We start from the raw sequence: 18,051 nt of genomic DNA, 5'->3' as shown, positions 1-18,051 counted from the left end.
TTCCTGGGCTACGCTGATCAGGGAAGCCATCGAGGGCTCCAGGCAGGGCGGGATGCGCATGGGGTCCGCCAACTGCTTGCCCGGCGACTCCCGCGGCGGCTGGGCCCACCCAGCGCGGGTCCTGCCGGCAGAGGAGCGTCAGCATGACCAGGGAGCGCTACCACCCGATCATCTACGTGCGCGGTTTCGCCATGCGTGACAGCGAGATCGAGGCGACCATCAACACGCCCTACATGGGCTTCAACCTGGGGGCGACCCGGGTACGCCAGGGGCCCAGCGGGGCGTTCGACTCCCTGATCTTCGAGTCGCCGGTGATCCGCCTGATGAAGGATCACGGCTACCGGGACGTCTACGCCGAGGGGGCGGAGCGCGAGGACCGGCTGCCCCGCCGGACCCTGCTGATCCACCGCTACTACGAGGGGGAGGGCGGCGAGGGGCAGCGCCCCTCGATCCCCGAGGCGGCACGGACGCTCTCCGAGCGGATCCTGTGGCTGCGCGAGCGGATCTGCGGCGACGATGAGGAGGCGCGGGAAGCCTTCAAGGTCTACCTGGTGGCCCACTCCATGGGCGGGTTGGTCTGCCGCTGCCTGCTGCAGAACCCCGAGGCGGGCAGCGCCGAGGCGCGGGCCTGCGTCGACAAGGTCTTCACCTACGGCACCCCCCACGATGGCATCGAGATGGCCGGGTTCAACGTGCCGCGCTTCCTGGGCCTCTGGGACATCAGCAACTTCAACCGCAAGAGCATCGCTGGCTACCTCAAGCTCTCCCCGCGCGGGGGCCGGGTCAACCGCCTGGGGGGACACTTCCCGCCGGAGCGCTTCTTCTGCCTGGTGGGCACCAACCACCGCGACTACAACGCCACCCGCCACGTGGTGGGCGCGCGCAGCGACGGCCTGGTAAAGACCGACTGCGCCTGGGTCGAGGACGCCCCGCGGGTGCACCTCTACCTGGCCCACAGCGGCCCCTTCGGCATGGTCAACTCCGAGGCCGGCTACCTCAACCTGACGCGCTTCCTGTTCGGCGATGCCCGCATGCAGGGGCAGCTGGTGGTCGACCACCTGCCGCTGCCGCCCTCGCTGCAGCAGGCCCGCGACGAGGGGAACGACATCGAGGGCAGCTACCACTTCGAGTGCACGGTGATGCCGCGGCTCTTTCCGCCGGTGGCGCTCTCGGAGCGCCGGGTGGAGCATGACTCGGCGATCTTCCGTCGCTATGACGAGATGTTCCATCCCGAGCGGGCCGGCCACGACCATGCCCGTCACCCGGTGCTCTTCTCCGTCTACCTGGACAGCACGAGGATCACCGTCTCCCAGGGGCGCACCATGATGCTGACGGCCGACATCGCCGTGCGCAGCACCGAGTTCAAGGTGGGGGGGCGCTGGTTCGTCAGCCGCCGGGTGCCTGAGGAGAACCTCTTCCGCGAGAAGGTGGTGATCCTGGCCACCGCTGCTGCCGGGGGCTGGCGGCTGCGCTATATCCTCGGCGACGAGGACTGGGGCGAGGGGCGCGGGCGGCCGGTCAAGGAGGATGCGCGAGGGCATTACGTGCCGCTGACCAGCCGCAAGGGGTTCAAGGGGCGACTCTACCTGGGCATCGAGCCCTGGGAGTGAACCGCCAGCGGCCTGGCCCTTGAGACGACGCCGCCCCGGCGCTGGCCGGGGCGGCGTCGAGGGGCCGGCGTGGCCCGCTGGCTCAGAGGGTCATGAAGGGCGAGGCCTCACCGTCGCGGAACTGGTAGACATCCCAGTCGCCCTGTTTGGGCCCGGGCATGCCGGGGGTGCCGATGGGCATGCCGGCCAGGCCGATGCCGCGGGTGTCCGGGCGCTCCTCGAAGAGCTTCTCCACCGCCTCGAAGGGCACATGTCCCTCGATGGCGTAGCCGCCCATCTGGATGGTGTGGCAGGAGCCGAGGCCGAAGGGCAGGCCGACGCGCTGCTTGATCTTGCCGACCTCGATATCGTCGACGATCTTCACCTCGACCCCGCGGGCCTCGAGCTGGCGGGCGTACTCGTCGCAGCAGCCGCATTCCGGGTTCTTGAACATGGTCGCCTTGTCGGGCAGGGCGGCGTGGGCGGTCCCGGCGCCGAGCAGCAGGGCGGCGGAGAGCAGCAGAGTGGAGCCGAAGCGATTCATGGGCGGGCCTCCGGAAGGTCACGGGACGTGGGGCGGGAGGTGAACAGGTACTTGGCGAGGGCGGCGATGCCGAGGCCGAGCAGGGACAGCATGGCGAAGGGCATCAGCCAGCCCAGCCAGGGCAGGTTGCCTATCAGGGCAAGACAGGTGTTGAGCATGGGAGGATCTCCTGACAAACGGGTCCGAATGGATCGGGAAGGCGCGCGGCCTTCCTGGCGGAGGGGTCCGCCGGTGTTCGGTCAGGTTCTGGGAGGACGCCGCGGGGGCAGGGGGCGGTGGGCGATCACGGCCAGCGCCGGGGCGAGGGCCGGGAAGTGAGGGGCGGCCGTGGCCAGGTCGATGGAGGGCGGCAGCGCGGCGCAGCTGGCGCAGCGGTGCTCGTCCGGGGTCTCAGCGTCGAGCAGCTGTACCTGCGCGACGAGGCCGCAATCGGCCTGGTGGCTCTCCATGGCGCCATGGCTCGACAGCGCGGTCACCGCCAGCAGCAGCGCGAGGAGCAGGGCCAGCAGGCGGCCTCCTCGTGCGCTTTGCCCTGATGCGGTGACGGGTCGGGTCATGACGATACCTCATGGGTGATGGTGTCAGCATGCCGTGTCGCCGGCGCGGCTGCCTTGACTCAGGGCAACTTCCCGGCGAGGCGCTCATTCCTCGTGATCATGGCGGTGGCGATGGACGAACAGGTGCAGCCCCAGGCAGAGCCCCATGGGCAGCAGCAGCAGCCAGGTACCGGCACCGAAGGGGTTGCCGCGCCACAGCACGGTGAACATGGCCACCCCCATCAGCACCAGACAGGCGATCATCATCGCGTTGTGACGGTTCATGTCGACTCTCCTTGCGGGTTCGTGCGGGTGAAGCGCCGCTGGCGCGCCTGGGCGAGGTAGGCCGCCTCGATCTCGGCGTCGTCGCCGGTGTCGTCCCCTTCGGCCTGCACGGCGGCGACATCGTAGCCGGCCCCCTCGACGGCGCCTTTCAGGGCGTCAGCATCGGGCCCGTCTTCCCCGACCGTCACGCTGACATGGTGGTTGGCAATATTGGTCTGGATCTCGCTCACGCCATTGAGGCGCTCGAGCGTCTTGCGAACGATCCCGGCGCAGTGGTCGCTGCCCATGCCGGGAACCGTTCCCTGGCGGCTAGCAAAGGATAACTCCTATAGGCGATTTGATCATCCGGGACCCTACAGGTATCGACAAACCGGGGGCCTCCCTCGCCGGTGACGATCAGCCCGCGGCGTTCGGCTACCTCCAGGGCGGCACCGAGGCGACCGCCGGACAGGCCCGAGTAGCGGCCCAGGCTTGCGACCTCGATCCGGGGGGCGAGCACCGCCGCCCAGCGCAGCACCTCCAGGGACTCCGGGTCGAGGTCGGTCAGGCCCTCGAGTAGGGCTGAGGGTGCCTCGTTGCTCTCCGGGGGCGGGGCCGGAGGGGCCGCCGGCAGGCTCGGGAACGGCGCGGCGGACCCTTCGCCGGGCGGTACCTTGCCGCCTGGCGCGGGGCGTGCCCGGCGTGCCCCGGGCAGGGCGCCCGAGACCGGGATGCCGGCCTCTCCGAGCAGCCGCATGCCGAGCCGATACTGCTGCTCGGCCTCCCGCGGGCGGTGCAGCGCCTGCAGCAGGCCGACCAGGCGGGCGCGTGCCGCTTCGTCGTAGGGCGAGAGCCTCACCAGCGCCTGGGCGTGGGGCAGGGCCCGTTCGGGCTGCTCGCGGAGTCGCTCCACCAGGGCGGCGAGCAGCAGCGACTGGGCGCGCATGGCACCTTCTCGTTCGGCCAGGCACCAGCTGTGGAAGTCGTGGACGTTGGGCAGGTCGAGGCCTTCCAGCAGGGGACCTCGGTAGCGCAGGGCGATGGCCTCGAGGGAGTCGACGGGCGCCTCGGCGAGCCCGCCGGCCACCAACCGCTGCAGGGCGGTGACATCGATATCCAGCGCCGAGACATCCAGGCCGACGGAGAGCCGGTCGGCAAGCAGCCGGCAGCGGCCGGGGGTGTCCACCAGCCGACGCAGCTTCGAGAGGCTCCAGCGCAGCGAGCCCCGCGGGTCGTCGGGAAGCTCCCAGAACAGGTCGCAGAGGTGCTCGCGGCTGAAGGGGCGGGAGTGCAGGGCGAGGTAGGCGAGCAGGGCGCGAGTCTTGCGCGAGGGGGGCAGCGCCACAGGCAGGCCGTCTCGACGCAGTTCGAGATCGCCCAGCAGGTTGAGGGTCAGCGCGTTCATCGTTCGCCCCGGGTGGCCGCGCCACGCCAGTGACAACCTGTTCAGTATAGTCCGCCCGGCGCCGCTTCCCCGCGGCCAATCTCGCTTTTTAAACGGTGGTGCGCCCGGGAGGAGTCGCAAAAACCACGCTGGCTCCCACGTCCGCTTCCCCGGCGCCTGACGATGCTTGGCGGGTACCCCCCCATCACAGCACGCGCAGGAGAGACACCATGGCACGCCACGACAGCATCCTCGAGACCATCGGCGGCACGCCGCTGGTGCGGCTCGCCCGGCTCGCCCCGCCGGACATCCACCTCTACGCCAAGGTGGAGGCCTTCAACCCCATGGGCTCGGTGAAGGACCGCATGGCGCTGGCCGTGATCGAGGCGGCCGAGCGCAGCGGCGAACTGCGGCCCGGCCAGACGGTGATCGAGGCCACCAGCGGCAATACCGGCATCGGACTGGCCATGGTCTGCGCCCGCAAGGGCTACCCGCTGGTGGTGACCATGGCCGAGAACTTCAGCGTGGAGCGTCGCCGCCTGCTGCGCTTCCTCGGTGCCCGGGTGGTGCTCACTCCGGCGGCGGAGAAGGGCAGCGGCATGCTCGCCAAGGCCATCGAGCTGGCCGAGACCCACGGCTACTACCTGTGCCGCCAGTTCGAGAACCCGGCCAACGCCGAGGTGCATCGGCGCACCACGGCCCGGGAGATCCTCGACGACCTGGCCGGCGAGCCGCTGCACGCCTGGGTCAGCGGCTTCGGTACCGGCGGCACCCTGCAGGGCGTGGCCCGGGCGCTGAAGGCGGCCGACCCGGCGACGCGGGTAGTGGTGGCCGAGCCGGACAACGCGCCGATGCTCGGCAGCGGGGTGCCCCAGCCCCGCGGTGGCGATGACAGTAGGACGCTCAGCCATCCCGGCTTTCGTCCCCACCTGATGCAGGGCTGGAGCCCGGACTTCCTCTCCCCGCTGACCGAGCAGGCCGTGGCGGCGGGCCTGGTGGACGAGGTGATGCCGGTGGCCGGCGCCGAGGCGCTGCGTCTCGCCCGGGAGCTGGCGCGACGCGAGGGCATCTTCGCCGGCATCTCCAGCGGCGCCACCCTGGCGGCGGCGCTGGCGGTGGCGCGGCGCTCGCCGCCCGGCAGCCGCATCGTCTGCATGCTGCCCGATACCGGCGAGCGCTACCTCTCGACCCCGCTCTTCGAGAGCATCCGTGACGAGATGGATGACGAGGAGCTGGCCCTGTCACGCTCCACGCCGGGGTATCGCTTCGATGCCCGCCCAATGACACCGCCCGCGACGGGCGTCGCCGCGAAGGCGACTCCGGACGCCGAGGCCCTGGCCTTCGTCGACCAGACGATCGCCTCGGCGCCGGTGGTGATGTTCGCCCTCGAGTGGTGCGAGTTCTGCTGGTCGGCCCGCAAGCTCTTTGCCCGGCTGGGCGTCGAGGTGCGCAGCGTCGATCTCGATTCGGTGGCCTGCCAGGCCGGCAACCTCTGCGGCCGGGTGCGCCCGGTGCTGGCCGCGCGCACCGGGGCCGCCACCATCCCGCAGATCTTCGTCGGCGGGCGCCTGGTGGGCGGCTGCAGCGAGCTGTTCGAGGCCTGGCGGGACGGCACCCTGCGCGATCGCCTGGCGGCCTGCGGCCTTCGCGTCGACCCCGAGGCCGCCTTCGACCCCGACGAGCTGCTGCCCCGCTGGCTGCACCCCCGTGCCGAGACGGCCTAGGTGCCGACCGCTACCGCGCCGGCCGCGAGAAGGCCTCGGGCCGGCTGTCCCTCTCCGACTGTCCTTCTTCAGGAGCGCGTGTCATGACCTTCATCCAGACCATCCCGCCCGAGCGGGCCGACGAGGCGGTAGGCGAGATGTACCGGCGCCAGGCGGCGCACTTCGGCTACCTGCCCAACTATGCAAGGGCCTTCAGCCATCGCCCTGAGGTGATGGCGGCCTGGGCGGCCCTGCTGGCGAGCATTCGCCGGCACGTCACACCGCGGCGCTTCGAGCTGGCCACCCTGGCTGCGGCCAGCGTGCTCGGCAACAGCTACTGCGCCCTGGCTCACGGCAAGGCGCTGGGGCAGTGGCTCGACGACGAGACGGTGGCGGCGATTGCCGGCGGTCGCGAACCTTGCGGCCTCGATGCGGCGGAGCGGGAGCTGCTGGCGTTTGCGCGCCGGGTCGCGGGGGATGCCAGCCGGGTCACCGCCGATGACGTCGAGCGCCTGAGGCGCACGGGCCTGGCCGACGACGAGATCTTCGACCTCGTGGCGGTGGTGGCCGGGCGGGCCTTCTTCACCAAGGTGCTCGACGGCCTGGGGGTCGAGCCAGACGCCGCCTACCGCGAGCTGCCCACTCCGCTGTGCGAGGCGCTGACCGTGGGGCGGCCCATCGCCACGCCCGCCGCAGGATAGGCCCCGCGGCGGCGGCCGCCTCAGAACGAGCCGACCAGCGTACCCAGGGCGATCAGCAGCACCAGCGAGAGGATCGGGACCACCACGGCCACCACCGCGATATCCAGGTAGGCCTGGCGATGGGTCAGGCCGCAGATGGAGAGCAGCGTGATCACCGCGCCGTTGTGGGGCAGGGCATCCAACCCGCCGGTGGCGACGGCGGTGACCCGGTGCAGCAGCTCGGGGGCGATGCCGGCGGCCTGGCCCATGGCCAGGTAGGTGTCGCCCAGCGTGGCCAGGGCGATGCTCATGCCGCCGGAGGCCGAGCCGGTCATGCCCGCCAGCAGGTTGACCGCGATGGCGAGAGAGATCAGCGGGTTGTCGCCGCCCACCGAGGTCACCCAGAGGCTGATCGCCTCGAAGGCGGCGAGCGAGGCGATCACCGAACCGAAGCCGACCAGGCTGGCGGTGTTGAAGATCGGCAGCAGCGAGGCGTTGGCGCCGCTGTCCAGGGTGGTGGTGAGCGACTCGAGGCGCCTGAGGTTAGCGACGATGATCACCGCGATGGCGACCACCAGGGCGGCGATCACCGACCAGACCCCGCGCACCGACTCGATGCTGGTCGCACCATAGGCCGGCTCGGCGAGATACCCCGTCTCCATGGCCGGGATCACCACCGCCGTGAACAGCAGGTTCAGGGCGATCACCAGCACGATGGGCAGCAGTGCCAGCGGCAAGGGGGGCAGGTCGCGCACCGCCGGCGGCGGGGTCATCTCGGCCAGGTCGAAGCCCTCACCCGCCGCACGCTCCCGAAGGTGGCCGGCGGGCGGCGCGTTGTCCTGATGCTCGCCATAGCCTTCGCCGGCCAGCCGTGCCTGACGCGCCCGACGGTTCAGCCAGGCCTGTCCCAGCACCAGCATGACCAGGCCGGTGAGGATGCCGAGGCCCGGCGCGGCAAACGGCGAAGTGCCGAAGTAGGGCATGGGAATGGCGTTCTGGATGGCCGGCGTGCCCGGCAGCGCGGTCATGGTGAAGGTGAAGGCGCCCAGGGCGATGGTGCCGGGGATCAGCCGCTTGGGCAGGTTGGCCTGGCGAAACAGCGCCGCGGCGATCGGGTAGACCGCGAAGGCCACCACAAACAGCGAGACGCCGCCGTAGGTCATCACCGCACAGGCGAGCACCACCGCCAGGATGGCGCGGGCGTCGCCCAGGCGCTTTACGATGGCGCTGGCCAGCACCTCGGCGCTGCCCGAATCCTCCATCAGCTTGCCGAAGATTGCCCCCAGCAGGAACAGTGGGAAGAAGCGCAGGATGAAATCGCTGGCGGCCCCCATGAAGACCTGGGTGTAGCTGGCCAGCAGGGGGGTGTCGACCGAGACCAGCGCCACCAGGGCGGCGAGCAGCGGGGCGAGAATCAGCAGGCTGAGCCCGCGGTAGGCCAGGACCATCAGCAGCACCAGCGCCACGACGATCGCCATGATGCCGGTCATCGGGCGTCTCCCCGGTCGGGCGCCGTTTCGGTTCGTAAGGGGGAATAGCGTGCCATGCCTGCTCCTGCTCATCCGTGAATGCTGCAGTGCAGTATAGGCACCAGGGTGGCGGTTGTCTTCCGCCGGGTGGGGGCAACGTTAGCCGTCAGCGTGGGCGGTCAGCCCTGCCGTTCAGAGGCGTCCTTCAGCAGAGCCGGCTGCCCAGCAGCAGCTGGGCGGCGTCGAGGTGGTGCCAGCCCCACCAGACCAGGGCGAGGGCCATGGCGGTCAGCAGGGCGGCGGCGATCGGCAGCAGGAGCGAGCGGCTCATGCCTCGGCCTCCGTGGGGGCGGGGCGGCTGACCGGCCGCTCGCTGATGAACCAGTGCAGGGCGGCGGCCACCACCGAGAGCAGGATGGCGATGTTCCATACCACAGCGTAGTCGCCCTGCAGGTCGTAGAGGAAGCCTCCCAGCCAGACGCCCATGAAGGAGCCGAGCTGGTGGAAGAGGAAGACGATGCCGCCCAGCATGGAGAGGTGCTGGACGCCGAACACCGAGGCGACGATGCCGTTGGTCAGCGGCACGGTGGAGAGCCACAGCAGGCCCATGGCGATGCCGAAGAGGTAGGCGCTGCCGGGGCTGAGCGGCGCGACCAGGAAGAGGGTGATGACCACGCCGCGGATCAGGTAGAGCCAGGTGAGCAGGCGCGGCTTGGAGTAGCGCCCGCCGAGCCAGCCGGCGGCGTAGGTACCGAAGATGTTGAACAGGCCGACCAGGGCCAGCACGGTGCTGCCCACCTGCACGGCGATGCCGCTGTCGAACAGGTAGCCGGGCAGGTGCACGCCGATGAACACCACCTGGAAGCCGCACACGAAGAAGCCGAGGCAGAGCAGCCAGAAGCCGCGATGGTTGGCGGCCTCGTTGAGCGCGGCGCCCAGGCTGATGTCGCTGGCGGCCTTGGCCGAGGGGCGGTCGCGCAGCATGGCGCCCAGCGGCAGCATCAGCGCGGCGATGGCGCCCATCGCCAGCAGCGCTGCCGACCAGCCGAGCCACCCCATCAGGCCCAGGGTGCCGGGCAGCATGGCGAACTGGCCGAAGGAGCCGGCGGCGCTGACGATGCCCATGGCCATGCTGCGCTTCTCCGGGGCCACCGCGCGCCCCACGGCGCCGAGGATCACCGAGAAGGTGGTGCCGGAGAGCCCCAGACCGATCAGGATGCCGGCGGAGAGGGTCATGCCCAGCGCCGATTCCGAGAGGCCCATGAACAGCAGGCCCAGGGCATAGAGGGCGCCGCCGATGACCACCACGCGGGCTGCGCCGAAGCGGTCGGCCAGGGCCCCGGCGAAGGGCTGGGAGAGCCCCCACAGCAGGTTCTGCAGGGCGAGGGCAAAGGCGAAGACGCCGCGGCCCCAGCCCAGCTCGGTGCTCATGGGCTCGAGGAACAGGCCGAAGCCATGGCGCAGGCCCATGGCCAGGGTGACGACCAGGCTGCCCAGCACAATAAGCAGCAGGGAATGACGGCGCACGCTCTCCATGGGAGGTCCCGTTTGCAGACTAATGATAGGCCTACTATGCGACGGGCGTCGCCGCTTGGCTACTGTCTCCGGCTGGCGACGCGGATGTCGCCGACGCGCCACATGGGCGCCTGCCGGGCGCTTGGATAGAATGGGTGGCGATGAAGTTCCCCTGATAGAGAACAAGGAGGTCGTATGTCACGGCACCTGTATTTGCCCCTCATGCTGGTGGCGGCCAGCCTGGTCATGGCCGGCTGCAGCTATACCCCTGCCCGCATCAAGTCCGAACCGCTGATCGTCATCGATGACGACCGAGGCGGCCACTCGCGCGGCGGCTACTTCTGCCCGCCGGGGCAGGCCAAGAAGGGGCGTTGCTGACGACGCGGCAGTGAGGTTGCACGTTTTTTCCCTGCTCCGGTCTGGCGATTGGCCGGCGGCGGGTACAAGGTTATAGAACACTGTTTGCGTTTCGCCGGCCCGCCAGAGGCCACCGTCATCCACGATGACGGGCAGCGACACCGAACCGGGAACGAAGGGAGCCCCTTTTCTCGACTGCCTTGCGAGGTAACTCCATGAGGACTCCCGTGCGCTTGCTGATGCTGGCCATGGTGGCATCTACCCTGACCCTGGCGGGCTGCAGCTATACCCCTGCCCGAGTCGAGACCCGCCCGCTGATCGAGGTGGACGGCTACAGCGGCCATCGCCACTATCGCGGGGATGATCGTCGTTACTATCGCGATCGCCATCGGCGGGTGGAGCGGTACTACTACTATGATGACCGTCGCCATGACCGCCGCGGCAGGGGCTTCTGTCCGCCCGGGCTGAGGATGCAGGGGCGCTGCTGAGTGCCCCGGTGACTTCGCTTCGGGGCTTGATCCGGCACCGCCCTCGGGCGGTGCCGGCGTTTCGGTGCGAGGTCTCGCCCTTTCAGCGCGTCAGCGCGCGGTGAGTGCCGCCTCCAGGGTGGCGAGCCGCCCCGGCACCAGGGCGTCCTCCACGGCGGTGATGCGCAGCACATGGCCCAGCGCCGGGTCGGCAGGGCGGGCGATCAGCTTGCCCTCGTCGAGCAGGGCGGCGTGCAGCTGGCCGGCCAGCTCGGCGCTGGCCAGGCGAATACCGACGAAGTTGGTGGCGCTGGGCAGCACGTCGGCCCCCAGTTCGCGCAGGTGGGCCGCCAGCCGCTCGCGCCGCCGCCGTACCGCCGCCACGTGGGCTTCCACCTCGTCGGGGGCGTCCAGCACCACCTCGGCGGCAGCCTGGCTCAGGGTCGACACCGCGTAGTGGATGCGCACCTTCATCATCACCGCCAGCGTCTCGGGCTCGGCGATGGCGTAGCCGACCCTGAGCCCGGCCAGGCCATGGGCCTTGGAAAGGGTGCGCAGCCGGATCACCCCGGGTAGCACCCGCCGCCCGAACTCGCCGTCGGCATCCTCGCGAAAGTCGTGATAGGCCTCGTCCAGCAGCAGCCAGCAGTCGTCGGGTAGCGCGTCACGCAGCGCCAGCACGTCGGCGTCGCGATGCAGGTGGCCGCCGGGGTTGTCGGGATTGGCCAGGTAGACCAGCCGGGCCCCCTGCTCGCGGGCGGCAGCGGCCAGGGCGTCGAGATCCGGCGCCAGGCGGCCGGGCCCCTCGTCGTAGGGCACCTCCACCAGCCGGCAGCCGTGGCCCCGGGCGAAGTAGGCGAAGGTGGGGTAGGTGCCGGTGGTGCTCACCACCACGTCGCTCGCGGTGGTCGCGGCGCGCAGCGACAGCGCGATCAGGCTGTCGGCGCCGGCGTCCACCAGCATCGCCTCCAGGGGAATGCCCTTCTGCTCGCACAGGCGCCGCCGGATGCCCAGCGCCTCGGCGTCGCCGTAGCTGTAGACGTGGGCCGCCATGGCGTCGCCGAAGTGCTCGCGCAGGGCGCGGTGGGGCATGTCGAGCCCCTCGTTGGAGCCGAGCTGGTGGGGGATCTCGCGGCCCAGGCGGCGTTCCAGCACGCGCACCCCGGGGAAGGGGTTGTGGGGGCCGTCACCGGTCAGGTGGTCGGGAAAGCGGGGCATGCAGAACTCCCGGTCAGTCGTCATAAATGGGTGTCAGGGTTCGAGTTGGTAGGTCAGCCAATCGGTGCGGGTGGCGTGACGGTCATAGACGCCGCGGGCACGGTAGTTGTGCTCGCGGGTGATCCAGCGCACGAAGGGCCAGCCCTGGCGGCGAGCCTCCTCGCGCAGCTCGTCCAGCATCTCGTCCACGGCGCCGCTGCCGCGATGGGCGGGGGCCAGGAAGAGGTCGTCCAGGAAGCCGATGGTGGCACCGCGCAGCGGCGATGGCATGGCGCGAAAGTGCATCAGGCCGATGGCCTCGCCGGCGTCGGTGCGGGCCAGCAGGCCCTGCAGCGGCGCGTCCGACGCCTGGAGCCATCCCCATACGGTATCAAGGATCGTGGCGTCCATGGGCATGCCGTAGTACTCGGCATAGCCGCGATACAGGCGCTCCCAGTCGGCGCGATCGGCGTCCTGCGGTACGGTGATGGTCAGGGTCATGGGCTTTTCCTCTTTTGCAGCATCACGATTGCCACGGCGGCCAGCGTCAGCAGCAGGGCAAGAAAGACCTTGGCGCTCAGCGGCTCGCCGAGCAGCAGGATGGCACTGGAGACGCCTACGGTCGGAATGATCAGGGTCGAGATGGTGGCCTGTGCCACGCTCAGCCGATTCACGTTCATGAACCACAGCATCTGGGCCAGGGTGATCGAGAACAGCAGATGATAGCCCAGGGCCAGCCAGGTGCTGGCCTGCCAGGACGCCGGAGGCGGCGGTGACTCCGTTAGCACCATCATCACGATCATGGGCACAGCGCAGATCACGAACTGCCAGCCGGTGATGACCACCGCGTGGCTCTGCCAGACGCCGCGCTTCTTGATCAGCACCGTGCCGAGCGCCCACGAAAGCGCCGCACCCAGCATGATCAGGGGCCCCGTCAGCCCCCGGGTGCCGCCGGCCAGTGCGGTGGGGCCCAGCAGCACCAGCAGGCCCGCCTGGCCGCACGCCAGCCCCAGCCATTGACGGCGCGTGATGCGCTGGCCAAGCAGCCACCATCCCATCAGCAGGGCCCAGCAGGGCATGCTGAAGGCGATGATCGCGGCCTGGGAGGTGGGCATTCTGAGCTGTGCGAAGGCCGTGGCCAGGTTGAAGCCGAGGATGGTGAAGAGTCCCGTGGCGATGAGCCAGGGCCACTCGTCGGCCGGAACCCGGAGCGGCAGCCGTCGCCACCGGGCCCAGCTCAGCAGCAGCAGGGCTCCCGTCGTGAAGCCGATCGTTCGCAGGGTGAAGGGCGGCACGTCCATCAGTATGAACCGTACCGCCGGCCAGTTGCCGCCCCAGAACAGTCCAATGGTGGCGATCAGCAGCAGCGCCGTCAGTCGCTCGCTATGGCGCAGCCGGGCCAGCTGCGCGCGGGCAATGGTCAGGCTCATTCGGCGATGTCCGGCAGCACCTTGTGCCGGTTCAGCAGCCCCTTGGGATCCAGGGCCTGCTTCAGGGTGCGCATCAGGGCAATCTCTTCGGGGGTCCGCGAGAGGTGCAGGTAATCGCGCTTCTCGATTCCGATACCGTGTTCGGCCGAGATGGAACCGCCCAGCGCGGCCAGCGGTTCGTAGACCAGCGCCTCAACGGCGCGGCGTGTCTCGGCATCGTCGCGGCCGGTGCCCACGGTGACATGCAGGTTGCCATCACCCAGGTGGCCGAACACCACGATGCGCCCCTCGGGCCAGCGTGCGCTCACGGCCCGCTCCAGGGCTTGCACGTAGTCCTCCATGTCGGCGATCGGCAGGCTGATATCGAAGGCGAACCGAGGCGCGATGTGGTGAAGCAGGCCCTCGATATCCTCGCGGATGGCCCACAGGCGCTCGCGCTGCTGCTCGGAGCTTGCCACCGCGGCATCGCTCAGCAGCCCGGCCTCGAAGGCCGACTCGATCGCCGTTGCGAAGCGCTGGGCGCTCTCTGTCGCCTCGCTGCCCAGGCTCTCGATCAGCGCATAGAAGGGGAAGTCGGACGGCAGCGGCGGCGCATGGCGGCCGCTCTCCTCGGTGAGCAGGGCATAGTGGCTGCGCCACATCACCTCGAAGGCGCTGAGCTGCTCCCCGAGCGTTCGTCTCATGTGCTGGAGCAGCCCGGTGAGCGCCGGAAAGTCGGCGCAGGCCACCAGGGCGGTCTGTGGCACCGGCTGCAACGGCTGCAGCCGGAGCACCGCGCGGGTGATGATGCCGAGCGTTCCCTCGCTGCCGATGAACAGCTGCTTGAGGTCGAAGCCGGCGTTGTTCTTGAGCATGCGATTCATGGAGCTGACCACTCGGCCGTCGGCCAGTATCGCCTCCAGTCCCAGCACCTGCTGGCGCATCATGCCGTAGCGGATCACCCGCACGCCGCCGGCATTGGTGGCGATGTTGCCGCCGATGGTGCAGGAGCCACGTGCCCCCAGGTCGAGGGGAAACTGCATGCCGGCCTCCATGGCGGCCTCCTGCACTCTCTGCAGCGGTGCCCCGGCCTGGGCGGTCAGGGTGCCGCCGACCGGGTCCAGCGCCTCGATGGCGGTCATGCGCTCCAGCGAGATCACCAGCTCATCGGCATCCGCCTCGGCGCCGTGCACCAGGCCGGTCAGTCCGCCATGGGTCACCACGGGCTGGCCGGCGGCATGGCACTTCATCATCACGGCCGCCAGCTCCTCGGTGGAGGCTGGGCGCAGGATGGCCGCGGCGCGACAGGGCGCGCCGCTCATCCAGTCCACCCGCCGCGCGGCGACGTCATCGCCCCGCAGCACATTCGCGGGCCCCACGATCCCCTCGATCGCCTTCAGCAGTGATTCCATTCTCCCCTCCTGGCGGATCAATCGGCTTGCCGTGCCGAGTTCATGCGGTCTCGAGGGCTTCCGGCCGGCCGGGAATGGCCTCGAGCAGCTGGCGGGTGTAGGCCTCCTGCGGCGCCAGGAAGACATCCCGGGCCGGGCCCTGCTCGACGATTCGCCCATGCTGCATCACGATGATGCGATCGCAGATCTGGGCGGCCACCCGCAGGTCGTGGGTGATGAAGAGCAGCGACAGCGACAGCTTCTGCTTGAGCTCCTCGAGCAGCTCGAGGATCTGCGCCTGGATCGATACGTCGAGCGCCGAGACCGCCTCGTCGGCCACGATCAGCTCCGGCTCGAGGGCCAGCGCCCGGGCGATGCCGATGCGCTGGCGCTGGCCGCCGGAGAACTCGTGGGGGAAGCGGTCGGCGGTGCCGCCCAGCCCGACCAGTTCGAGCAGCTCGTCGGCCTGGGCCATCGCCTTGGCCCTGGGCACGCCATTGGCGAGCGGCCCCTGGGCGATGGCGTAGCCCACCCGGTGGCGAGGGTTCAGCGAGGCGTAGGGGTCCTGGAAGATCATCTGCACCCGGTGGCGCTCGCGGCGCAGGGCCTCCCCCCTAAGGTTCATGAAGTCGGTGCCGGAGAGCTCCATGGTGCCGCTGTCCGGATGTTCGAGACGGACCACGCAGCGCCCCAGGGTCGACTTGCCGGAGCCCGATTCACCGACGATGCCGATGGTCTCGCCCTTCACCAGCGAGAAGGAGACATCGCGCAGGGCATGCACCTCCCGGGCCGGCTTGAAGAGCCCACCTCGCGAGCGGAACACCTTGTTGAGCCCTTCGACCCGCAGCAGCGGCGTGTCGGTCTCGGCCCCGCGGGCCTCGGGAATCACGTCGCTGGGGATCGCCTCGATCAGCGCCCGGGTGTAGTCGTGCTGGGGGTTGTCGAGCACCGGCCTGGCATCGCCGAGCTCGACGATCTTGCCGTGGCGCATCACGCAGACCCGGTTGGCGATCTCGGCCACCACCCCGAAGTCGTGGGTGATGAACATCACCGCCATGCCGCGGCGGCGCTGGAGGTCGAGGATCAGCTCCAGGATCTGGGCCTGGGTCGTCACATCCAGGGCCGTGGTCGGCTCATCGGCGATCAGAAGCTCCGGCTCGAGTGCCAGGGCCATGGCGATCATCACGCGCTGTCGCTGTCCGCCGGAGAGCTGGAAGGGGTAGGCACGGATGGCCTTCTCGGGCTGCGGGATGCCCACCTCGACGAGCAGGGCCAGCGCCTTCTCCTGCCGCTCACGGCCGCTCAGCTGGCCGTGAGCCTCGAAGACCTCGCTGATCTGGGCGCCGACCCGCATCAGCGGGTTCAGCGCGGTCATCGGCTCCTGGAAGATCATGCCGATACGCAGGCCGCGCAGCTGACGATGCTGCTTCTCGGTGAGGGTCAGGAGATCCTGGCCATCGAAGAGCGCCTCGCCGCCCACCGGGCGGACGCCCTTGGGCAGCAGGCCCATGATGGCGTTGGCGGCCATCGACTTGCCGGAACCTGACTCACCGACCACGCAGAGGATCTCGCCACGCTTCACGTCGTAGCTCACGTCCTCCACGGCATAGGCGCGGTCGGCGCCCTTGGGCAGGGCAATGGTCAGGTTGCGCAGGCTCAGCAGGGGACTGGAGGATGTCTCGTTCATGGGATTCCCCTCGCTCAGGAGCGCTCGCGGCTCAGTTTCGGGTTCAGGGCGTCATCCAGCCCCTCGCCCACCAGGTTCAAGGCCAGCACGGTCAGCAGGATCGCCAGGCCCGGGAAGAAGCTCAGCCACCAGGCCTGGCGAATCACCGTGCGCGCCGCCCCGATCATGTAGCCCCAGGACATCACATTGGGGTCGCCCAGGCCGAGGAAGGAGAGCGACGATTCCAGCAGGATGGCCGTGGCGACCATCAGCGAGGCCAGCACGATGATCGGCGACAGGGTGTTGGGCAGGATCTGGCGAAGGATGATGGTGCGGTTGGACTGGCCGACGAGGCGTGCCGCCTCCACGTACTCGCGATGGCGCAGCGACATGAACTCGGCGCGTACCAGGCGGGCGACGGGTGGCCAGCTGACCAGGGCGATGGCCACCACGATGGAGGTGACGCTGGGCTGCATGATCGCCACCAGCACGATGGCCAGGGCGAAGTTGGGAATGGTCTGGAAGAACTCGGTGAAGCGCATCAGAGCGTCATCGATCAGGCCGCCGTAGTAGCCGGCCACGGCGCCGAGCGGAACGCCGATCATCAGTGCCACCAGGGTCGAGACCAGCCCGATCAGCAACGAGACCCAGGCGCCATGCATGAGCCCGGCGGCCACGTTGCGGCCCATGGTGTCGGTGCCCAGCGGAAAGCCGTCGACTTCCAGGGGCGGCAGGAAGGGCCGCTGGACCATGCGCCAGGGAGATTCCGGATAGAACAGGGGGGCGGAAATGGCCATCAGGATGATCGTGACCAGGATGATCAGCCCGATCAGGGCCCCACGGTTCTGGGCAAAGCGGGCGAAGAAGCTCATGAGGCCTCCTTGATGCGCGGATCGGCCAGGCGATAGACGAGATCGGTAAGGATGTTGAACACGATCACCAGGGCGGCCGAGAAGAAGAAGATCCCGAGCAGCAGGTTGTAGTCACGCTGCATCAGCGCCTCGTACATCAGGCGTCCGATGCCGGGCCAGGCAAACACCGTCTCGGTGAGGATCGCGCCCCCCACCATCTGGCCGGCCTGCAGGCCCGCCAGGGTGATGATCGGCAGCAGGGCATTGCGCAGGATATGCCGCCGCTGAATGATCCGTGGCGACAGCCCCTTGGCGCGGGCCGTCTTGACGTAGTCCTGCTGGCTGGCCTCGAGCATCGAGGTGCGGGTCATGCGGGTGTAGATGGCCATGAAGAACAGGGCGAGGGTGGTGGCGGGCAAGATCAGGTGCTTGCCGACATCCAGCGCCAGGGCCAGGCCGGTGTAGCCGGCGCCAATGGTGTACATGCCATAGGCGGGCAGCCAGTCGAGATAGACCGAAAACAGCACCACCGCCATCAGCGCGACCCAGAACAGCGGGGTGGCATAGAAGAGCAGGGCGAGTGCCATGATCAGCGAGCCAGAGGGCTTCTTGGCACGGGCAGCGGCCAGGGAACCTGCCAGGATGCCCAGGGCCAGCGACAGCACGAAGGCGGTACCGGTCAGCAGCAGGGTGGCGGGCATGCGCGCCATGATCAGGTCGAAGACCGGCATCTGCTGGCGGTAGGAGTAGCCGAAATCGAGCATGGCGATGCCGGAGACATAGCGCCACAGCTGGACATAGATCGGCTGGTCGAGTCCGAACTGCTCGCGCAGCTGGCGCAGGAACTGCTCATCGGTGGCTCCCGCTTCTCCGGCCAGCACGGCCGCGGGATCCCCGGGAGCCATATGGATCAGGAAGAAGTTGAAGATGACGATGAGAAACAGGACGACGACGGCTTTCAGCAGCCGCATGACGATCAATCTGGCATAGAGCATGCCATTACCCCCGTGGCGACATGGTGCAGGTGTG

At 69.5% G+C, this 18,051-nt stretch carries 21 protein-coding genes; 5 read left to right on the top strand and 16 right to left on the bottom strand.

Annotation, left to right across the window (positions count from 1 at the left end; genetic code table 11):
- The first annotated feature begins 143 nt into the window (after window positions 1–143).
- The gene (locus D1793_RS12780; RefSeq protein WP_119022518.1) at window positions 144–1,610 is read left to right on the top strand and encodes a hypothetical protein; all 1,467 of its coding nucleotides are present in this window, start codon (window positions 144–146) and stop codon (window positions 1,608–1,610) included.
- 82 nt (window positions 1,611–1,692) lie between these two features.
- On the opposite strand, the gene D1793_RS12775 is transcribed toward D1793_RS12780, so the two are convergent.
- The 6 genes from D1793_RS12775 to D1793_RS12755 all read right to left on the bottom strand — a co-directional run bounded on the left by D1793_RS12775 (window position 1,693) and on the right by D1793_RS12755 (window position 4,338).
- A complete protein-coding gene (locus tag D1793_RS12775) occupies window positions 1,693–2,133 on the bottom strand; it encodes a DUF411 domain-containing protein (protein WP_119022517.1) in 441 nt (146 codons plus the stop codon).
- Entirely contained in the window at window positions 2,130–2,291 is a 162-nt protein-coding gene (locus D1793_RS19460; RefSeq protein WP_162899961.1) for a hypothetical protein, read from the bottom strand. The genes D1793_RS12775 and D1793_RS19460 overlap by 4 nt, the downstream gene beginning before the upstream one ends.
- 81 nt (window positions 2,292–2,372) lie before the next feature.
- On the bottom strand, window positions 2,373–2,690 hold the full coding sequence (locus D1793_RS12770) for a hypothetical protein (RefSeq protein WP_119022516.1): 318 nt from the start codon (window positions 2,688–2,690) through the stop codon (window positions 2,373–2,375).
- 84 nt (window positions 2,691–2,774) lie between these two features.
- A complete protein-coding gene (locus tag D1793_RS12765; RefSeq protein ID WP_119022515.1) occupies window positions 2,775–2,954 on the bottom strand; it encodes a hypothetical protein in 180 nt (59 codons plus the stop codon).
- Window positions 2,951–3,241, bottom strand: coding sequence for a heavy-metal-associated domain-containing protein (locus D1793_RS12760; RefSeq protein WP_119022514.1), 291 nt, complete (start codon window positions 3,239–3,241; stop codon window positions 2,951–2,953). Before D1793_RS12760 ends, D1793_RS12765 begins: the two co-directional genes overlap by 4 nt.
- The gene (locus D1793_RS12755; RefSeq protein WP_119022513.1) at window positions 3,181–4,338 is read right to left on the bottom strand and encodes a BTAD domain-containing putative transcriptional regulator; all 1,158 of its coding nucleotides are present in this window, start codon (window positions 4,336–4,338) and stop codon (window positions 3,181–3,183) included. The genes D1793_RS12760 and D1793_RS12755 overlap by 61 nt, the downstream gene beginning before the upstream one ends.
- Before the next feature lie 209 nt (window positions 4,339–4,547).
- Between D1793_RS12755 and D1793_RS12750 the strand changes: the two genes are divergently transcribed.
- Both D1793_RS12750 and D1793_RS12745 read left to right on the top strand, forming a co-directional pair.
- Window positions 4,548–6,041: a pyridoxal-phosphate dependent enzyme gene (locus D1793_RS12750; RefSeq protein WP_119022512.1), complete on the top strand. Its 1,494-nt coding sequence runs from the start codon at window positions 4,548–4,550 to the stop codon at window positions 6,039–6,041.
- Between the two features lie 83 nt (window positions 6,042–6,124).
- Entirely contained in the window at window positions 6,125–6,721 is a 597-nt protein-coding gene (locus D1793_RS12745; protein ID WP_119022511.1) for a carboxymuconolactone decarboxylase family protein, read from the top strand.
- A 20-nt stretch (window positions 6,722–6,741) separates the two neighbouring features.
- On the opposite strand, the gene D1793_RS12740 is transcribed toward D1793_RS12745, so the two are convergent.
- From D1793_RS12740 to D1793_RS12735, 3 genes are all read right to left on the bottom strand, one after another.
- The gene (locus D1793_RS12740; protein ID WP_119022510.1) at window positions 6,742–8,190 is read right to left on the bottom strand and encodes a GntP family permease; all 1,449 of its coding nucleotides are present in this window, start codon (window positions 8,188–8,190) and stop codon (window positions 6,742–6,744) included.
- A gap of 184 nt (window positions 8,191–8,374) precedes the next feature.
- A complete protein-coding gene (locus tag D1793_RS20045; protein ID WP_258306303.1) occupies window positions 8,375–8,500 on the bottom strand; it encodes a hypothetical protein in 126 nt (41 codons plus the stop codon).
- Window positions 8,497–9,705: an MFS transporter gene (locus tag D1793_RS12735; protein ID WP_119022509.1), complete on the bottom strand. Its 1,209-nt coding sequence runs from the start codon at window positions 9,703–9,705 to the stop codon at window positions 8,497–8,499. The genes D1793_RS20045 and D1793_RS12735 overlap by 4 nt, the downstream gene beginning before the upstream one ends.
- 174 nt (window positions 9,706–9,879) lie before the next feature.
- Here D1793_RS12735 and D1793_RS12730 point away from each other — a divergent pair, with 174 nt between their 5' ends.
- Both D1793_RS12730 and D1793_RS12725 read left to right on the top strand, forming a co-directional pair.
- Complete coding sequence (locus D1793_RS12730; protein ID WP_119022508.1) at window positions 9,880–10,062, top strand: hypothetical protein; 183 nt, start codon at window positions 9,880–9,882, stop codon at window positions 10,060–10,062.
- 194 nt (window positions 10,063–10,256) lie between these two features.
- Complete coding sequence (locus D1793_RS12725) at window positions 10,257–10,529, top strand: hypothetical protein (protein ID WP_119022507.1); 273 nt, start codon at window positions 10,257–10,259, stop codon at window positions 10,527–10,529.
- 90 nt (window positions 10,530–10,619) lie between these two features.
- On the opposite strand, the gene D1793_RS12720 is transcribed toward D1793_RS12725, so the two are convergent.
- The 7 genes from D1793_RS12720 to D1793_RS12690 are packed head-to-tail and all read right to left on the bottom strand — an operon-like array spanning window position 10,620 to window position 18,017.
- Window positions 10,620–11,726, bottom strand: coding sequence for an aminotransferase class I/II-fold pyridoxal phosphate-dependent enzyme (locus D1793_RS12720; RefSeq protein WP_119022506.1), 1,107 nt, complete (start codon window positions 11,724–11,726; stop codon window positions 10,620–10,622).
- Between the two features lie 33 nt (window positions 11,727–11,759).
- On the bottom strand, window positions 11,760–12,206 hold the full coding sequence (locus D1793_RS12715; protein WP_119022505.1) for a GNAT family N-acetyltransferase: 447 nt from the start codon (window positions 12,204–12,206) through the stop codon (window positions 11,760–11,762).
- Window positions 12,203–13,135: a DMT family transporter gene (locus D1793_RS12710; RefSeq protein ID WP_119022504.1), complete on the bottom strand. Its 933-nt coding sequence runs from the start codon at window positions 13,133–13,135 to the stop codon at window positions 12,203–12,205. The genes D1793_RS12715 and D1793_RS12710 overlap by 4 nt, the downstream gene beginning before the upstream one ends.
- Window positions 13,132–14,526 carry an FAD-binding oxidoreductase gene (locus D1793_RS12705; protein ID WP_119022503.1) on the bottom strand — a complete coding sequence of 465 codons (1,395 nt, stop codon included), beginning with the start codon at window positions 14,524–14,526 and terminating at the stop codon, window positions 13,132–13,134. Before D1793_RS12705 ends, D1793_RS12710 begins: the two co-directional genes overlap by 4 nt.
- A gap of 40 nt (window positions 14,527–14,566) precedes the next feature.
- A complete protein-coding gene (locus D1793_RS12700; protein ID WP_119022502.1) occupies window positions 14,567–16,192 on the bottom strand; it encodes an ABC transporter ATP-binding protein in 1,626 nt (541 codons plus the stop codon).
- 14 nt (window positions 16,193–16,206) lie between these two features.
- A complete protein-coding gene (locus D1793_RS12695; RefSeq protein ID WP_119022501.1) occupies window positions 16,207–17,043 on the bottom strand; it encodes an ABC transporter permease in 837 nt (278 codons plus the stop codon).
- Window positions 17,040–18,017, bottom strand: a complete 978-nt coding sequence (locus D1793_RS12690; protein ID WP_119022500.1) for an ABC transporter permease — start codon at window positions 18,015–18,017, stop codon at window positions 17,040–17,042. Before D1793_RS12690 ends, D1793_RS12695 begins: the two co-directional genes overlap by 4 nt.
- Between the last annotated feature and the right edge of the window lie 34 nt (window positions 18,018–18,051).

The organism is Halomonas sp. JS92-SW72 (genome assembly GCF_003547075.1).
Taxonomy (GTDB): domain Bacteria; phylum Pseudomonadota; class Gammaproteobacteria; order Pseudomonadales; family Halomonadaceae; genus Halomonas; species Halomonas alkalicola.
Note: the sequence above shows the minus strand (reverse complement) of the source record. Positions and strands in the feature narration are given on the sequence as shown.

What these genes read in the sequence shown, in the direction of transcription:
- D1793_RS12780 (WP_119022518.1), top strand. Translation starts at nt 144, where the DNA reads ATGACCAGGGAGCGCTACCACCCGATCATCTACGTGCGCGGTTTCGCC.
- D1793_RS12775 (WP_119022517.1), bottom strand. Translation starts at nt 2,133, where the DNA reads ATGAATCGCTTCGGCTCCACTCTGCTGCTCTCCGCCGCCCTGCTGCTC.
- D1793_RS19460 (WP_162899961.1), bottom strand. Translation starts at nt 2,291, where the DNA reads ATGCTCAACACCTGTCTTGCCCTGATAGGCAACCTGCCCTGGCTGGGC.
- D1793_RS12770 (WP_119022516.1), bottom strand. Translation starts at nt 2,690, where the DNA reads ATGACCCGACCCGTCACCGCATCAGGGCAAAGCGCACGAGGAGGCCGC.
- D1793_RS12765 (WP_119022515.1), bottom strand. Translation starts at nt 2,954, where the DNA reads ATGAACCGTCACAACGCGATGATGATCGCCTGTCTGGTGCTGATGGGG.
- D1793_RS12760 (WP_119022514.1), bottom strand. Translation starts at nt 3,241, where the DNA reads ATGGGCAGCGACCACTGCGCCGGGATCGTTCGCAAGACGCTCGAGCGC.
- D1793_RS12755 (WP_119022513.1), bottom strand. Translation starts at nt 4,338, where the DNA reads ATGAACGCGCTGACCCTCAACCTGCTGGGCGATCTCGAACTGCGTCGA.
- D1793_RS12750 (WP_119022512.1), top strand. Translation starts at nt 4,548, where the DNA reads ATGGCACGCCACGACAGCATCCTCGAGACCATCGGCGGCACGCCGCTG.
- D1793_RS12745 (WP_119022511.1), top strand. Translation starts at nt 6,125, where the DNA reads ATGACCTTCATCCAGACCATCCCGCCCGAGCGGGCCGACGAGGCGGTA.
- D1793_RS12740 (WP_119022510.1), bottom strand. Translation starts at nt 8,190, where the DNA reads ATGACCGGCATCATGGCGATCGTCGTGGCGCTGGTGCTGCTGATGGTC.
- D1793_RS20045 (WP_258306303.1), bottom strand. Translation starts at nt 8,500, where the DNA reads ATGAGCCGCTCGCTCCTGCTGCCGATCGCCGCCGCCCTGCTGACCGCC.
- D1793_RS12735 (WP_119022509.1), bottom strand. Translation starts at nt 9,705, where the DNA reads ATGGAGAGCGTGCGCCGTCATTCCCTGCTGCTTATTGTGCTGGGCAGC.
- D1793_RS12730 (WP_119022508.1), top strand. Translation starts at nt 9,880, where the DNA reads ATGTCACGGCACCTGTATTTGCCCCTCATGCTGGTGGCGGCCAGCCTG.
- D1793_RS12725 (WP_119022507.1), top strand. Translation starts at nt 10,257, where the DNA reads ATGAGGACTCCCGTGCGCTTGCTGATGCTGGCCATGGTGGCATCTACC.
- D1793_RS12720 (WP_119022506.1), bottom strand. Translation starts at nt 11,726, where the DNA reads ATGCCCCGCTTTCCCGACCACCTGACCGGTGACGGCCCCCACAACCCC.
- D1793_RS12715 (WP_119022505.1), bottom strand. Translation starts at nt 12,206, where the DNA reads ATGACCCTGACCATCACCGTACCGCAGGACGCCGATCGCGCCGACTGG.
- D1793_RS12710 (WP_119022504.1), bottom strand. Translation starts at nt 13,135, where the DNA reads ATGAGCCTGACCATTGCCCGCGCGCAGCTGGCCCGGCTGCGCCATAGC.
- D1793_RS12705 (WP_119022503.1), bottom strand. Translation starts at nt 14,526, where the DNA reads ATGGAATCACTGCTGAAGGCGATCGAGGGGATCGTGGGGCCCGCGAAT.
- D1793_RS12700 (WP_119022502.1), bottom strand. Translation starts at nt 16,192, where the DNA reads ATGAACGAGACATCCTCCAGTCCCCTGCTGAGCCTGCGCAACCTGACC.
- D1793_RS12695 (WP_119022501.1), bottom strand. Translation starts at nt 17,043, where the DNA reads ATGAGCTTCTTCGCCCGCTTTGCCCAGAACCGTGGGGCCCTGATCGGG.
- D1793_RS12690 (WP_119022500.1), bottom strand. Translation starts at nt 18,017, where the DNA reads ATGCTCTATGCCAGATTGATCGTCATGCGGCTGCTGAAAGCCGTCGTC.